Source organism: Streptomyces megasporus (assembly GCF_000718985.1).
Lineage (GTDB): Bacteria > Actinomycetota > Actinomycetes > Streptomycetales > Streptomycetaceae > Streptomyces > Streptomyces megasporus.
In genome coordinates this window covers 1-3,854 of record NZ_JODL01000057.1, presented here as the reverse complement: position 1 = coordinate 3,854, position 3,854 = coordinate 1, and the positions used below count along the sequence as shown (strand labels likewise).

Annotated in this window: 2 protein-coding genes and 1 pseudogene; all 3 read left to right on the top strand. The window is 69.6% G+C overall.

Translation table 11 applies throughout. From position 1 onward, the window contains the following. A pseudogene (locus tag IF47_RS0126485) lies at window positions 1–130 on the top strand (ATP-binding protein); the annotation flags it as partial. A gap of 366 nt (window positions 131–496) precedes the next feature. Continuing rightward, a complete protein-coding gene (locus IF47_RS0126480; protein ID WP_078592149.1) occupies window positions 497–3,724 on the top strand; it encodes a sensor histidine kinase in 3,228 nt (1,075 codons plus the stop codon). 1 nt (window position 3,725) lies between these two features. Continuing rightward, a partial coding sequence (locus IF47_RS28375) for a roadblock/LC7 domain-containing protein (RefSeq protein WP_031511535.1) occupies window positions 3,726–3,854 on the top strand: 129 nt, incomplete at its 3' end.

Here is a 3,854-nt window from a genome sequence, read left to right as displayed (position 1 = left end):
CGAGGTGCGCGAGGCGTTGCAGATCGGTCCGGACGCGCCGATCATCACCACCGACGCCCGGCATCGGGCCGAGGCCAAGAGCGCACTGATCACCCTCGTGGAACACGCGCTTCTCGCGCGGCTGCGCTGAATCTCCGCCGAATCCCCACGTCGTCCTCCGCGCCGGTCCGGGGCGGAGGACGACGGAGCGTTACCGGACGGTAGCCTGGGCGGGGTCGAGATGTTCCCGCCGGTTCCGCTCTTCATAACGTTTCGACAGAGAATTGGGGCGTCGAGAACACTCGGCGCGAGCATCTCGTTCCCCAGTGCGCACAAAACTTCAGTCATTTGTTGGCGAACGGATGTTTATGTCCCTTTTATCTCTCCCGTCTCGCGGGGCGCCGCCATTGGTCCAGGTGTTTGGAAAGCCTCTGCCCGGCATGCTGAAATTCGCTGAACTCAACAGTAGTTACGGTTTCATCGAGGACGATGGGCTGAAGCCGAGAGGTTTGGTCGAGTGAGGCGAAGCAAGTCGAGCTCCCTGCCCCGGGAGCCGCGGGGCAACTTCACGCCGCCGCGCGCCGCGGAGGCACCCTCCGACCTGCCCGGAGACGGTGGGAGAGCGAGAGGCGGCCGGCTCGCGGTCCGCAACTGGCGTGTGGCCACCAGACTGAACGCCATCCTGCTCATCCCCGTGCTCGTCGCCCTCGTCTTCGGTGGTTACCGGGTGCAAAGTTCCCTGGAGACGCTACGCGAGGCCGAGGAGGCCAACCGCACCGCCGAACTGGTCCGGGCCGCCGCCACATACGCCCACGCCCTGATCGACGAGCGGGACCGCACCGCCGCGCCGCTCCTCCAGGGCAGAGCGGACGACCCGGTGATCCAGGAGGTGCGCGACGTCACCGACGCGGCCGCCGAGGAATTCCACCGGCGCGTCGACGAGATGCCCGACCACCAGGGCCTCAAACGCCGTCTCGCCGCCTTCACCGAGGTCGAGCCGGGCCTGGAGGAACTGCGCGAGGCCGCCTACACAAACCGGCTGAGCGGGGTGGAGACCGAGGAGGGCTACGTCCAGATCCAGCACCCGCTGATGGAGTTCGCCAACGAACTGGGGCTGGGCACCGGCAACATCACCTCCTACGGCCGCACCGTCTACGCCATCTCGCTCTCCAAGGCCGCCAGTTCCCTCCAGCGTTCCATCGGCACCCACCTGCTGATCAAGCCCGGACCCAAGGCGGAGGACAAGCAGCGCCAGCTCACCGCCTTCGCCTCGTACGCCTACCTGGAGCGCATCGCCCTCGACGAGTACCGCGGCGGCGGCACTCCCGAGGACTGGCAACTGCTGCAGGAGGAACTGACCAAGGCCGAGGGCGAGACCGAGGAGCGGCTCGCCGAGGCCAGGGACGAGGCCGAGTCGGCCGGCAAGGAGTTCACCGACCCGCCCGCGACCGACCGGATGATCCAGGCCATCGGCTCCGGCGCCTCCCCGCGGACCCTGCAGGCCAGGGGCGTCACCGCCGAGAACTGGTACACGGTCGCCACCGGCGAGTTCAACGCCTACCGCACGGTGGAGAAGTCGTTCACCGACAAGGCCGTGGAGGAGACCGCGCAGATCGCGGCCGACGCCCGGCGGGACGCCGTCGTCAACTCCGTCATCGTGCTGCTCGCCCTGCTGGTGGCCTTCGTCGTCGCCGGGATGATGGCCCGCTCGATGAGCAACAACATGCGCCGCCTGCGCACCGCGGCCCTCGACGTGGCCCAACAGCGGCTGCCGATGCTGGTGGACCAGCTCTCCCGCACCGACCCCGGCAAGGTCGACACCCGGGTCCAGCCGATCCCGATCGACAGCCGCGACGAGATCGGCGAGGTCGCCAGGGCCTTCGACCAGGTCCACCGCGAAGCCGTCCGCCTCGCCGCCGAGCAGGCGCTGCTGCGCGGCAACGTCAACGCGATCTTCACCAACCTCTCGCGCCGCAACCAGGGGCTCATCGAGGGTCAGCTCTCCCTCATCACGCACCTGGAGAACCACGAGGCCGACCCGGACCAGTTGGAGAACCTCTTCAAGCTGGACCACCTGGCGACCCGCATGCGTCGCAACGGCGAGAACCTCCTGATCCTCGCCGGCGAGGAGCCCGGCCGCCGCTGGAACCAGCCGGTTCCGTTGGTGGACGTGCTGCGTGCCGCCTCCTCCGAGGTGGAGGACTACGAGCGCATCGAGCTGTCCGGCGTCCCGGAGAGCGAGATCCACGGCGCCGTCGTCACCGACCTGGTGCACCTGCTGGCCGAGCTGTTGGAGAACGCCACCTCGTTCTCCTCGCCGCAGACCAAGGTCCGCGTCACGGCGACCCGACTGCCCGACGGCCGCGTGATGATCGAGATCCACGACAAGGGCATCGGTCTGACGCCCGAGGACTTCGCCGACATCAACCACAAGCTGGCCAACCCGCCGACGGTGGACGCGGCCGTCTCGCAGCGCATGGGCCTGTACGTGGTCGGCCGCCTGGCGGCCCGGCACGGCATCCGCGTCCAGCTCCGCCCGTCCGGCGAGCAGACGGGCACCACCTCGCTGGTCATGCTCCCGGAGGCGATCACCCACGGCGGTGGCGGCGAGGAGCAGTTCGAGGAGGACTTCACCGTCTCCCGGATCGTCCCCGAGCAGCCGCAGGCCGTGCAGCCCGGCCACGACGGACGGCCGCAACTCTCCGCCGCCGAACTGGGCTTCGACGACTCCCGCTACGGCTCTCCGACCCAGCCGCAGGGCGACCCCTCCTTCCTCGACCCCGTGGGACGGTCGCGGATGCGCGAGGAGCGCCGGGCGGCGTTGGAGGCGCAGTACCAGGGGGAGAACGGCGGGTACGGAACGGAGGGCAACGGCCAGGAGCAGTACGCCCCGGAGCAGACGGCGGCCTCCTACGACGCTTCCTACGACAACTCCTACGAGACCCCCTACGACGCTCCCTACGGCGCCTCCTACGACCCTGAGCAGACGGGGCAGTACGCCGCGCAGGGCGGGTTCCCGCAGGGCGCCTCCCAGGGGCAGGAGACCTCGTACCGGCAGGAGTACGAGCAGCAGGAGTACCGGGCGGATCATCAGCCGGAGTACCAGCCGGAGTACCGGCAGGACCACCAGGGCGACCACCGGCCGGAGTACCGGCAGGGCTACGACTTCGGATACGGCGGGAACGCCCACGCGGGCGGCCCGGGCATCGCGAGGGAAGCGGAAGCGGAATCCGTTCCCGGCGCTCCCGAAGACGCCCGGGAAAGCGTAGGCTTCGACCGACCGGGCGCCTCCTCGGACAACTCCGTCTCCCTGACCGAAGCGGGACTTCCGCGTCGGGAGCGGAAGCGGCAGTCCCAGGAGAGCCCGGCCACGCAGTACCAGCCACAAACGGAATCACCGGAGGTGCCCCGTCAGGAGGATCGTTCCGACGACTCCGCATGGCGCGCGGACAACGACGAGCGCCGGCAGCGGGCGGAGCGGATCCGCGACCCCAAGGCCGGCGGAGTCACCTCCTCCGGACTGCCTCGCCGCGTCCCCAAGGCCAACCTGGTCCCGGGCGCCGCGGAGGCGGAGCGGGCACCCCAGGGCGGCCCTCAGGTCTCCCGCGATCCCGAGGACGTCCGAGGCAGGTTGAGCAACCTGCACCGCGGCGTCCGCCGAGGACGCACCGCGGGCGGCTCGGACGCCACCCAGAATGACCGACCGGGCTTCGGCCCCGGCAGCACCTACGATCAGGAGCGTTAGTGTGAGCCCGATGAGCCAGGCGGCGCAGAACCTGAACTGGTTGATCACCAACTTCGTGGAGAACACCCCGGGGGTGTCGCACACGGTGGTGGTCTCCGCCGACGGCCTCCTTCTGGCCATGTCCGAGGGG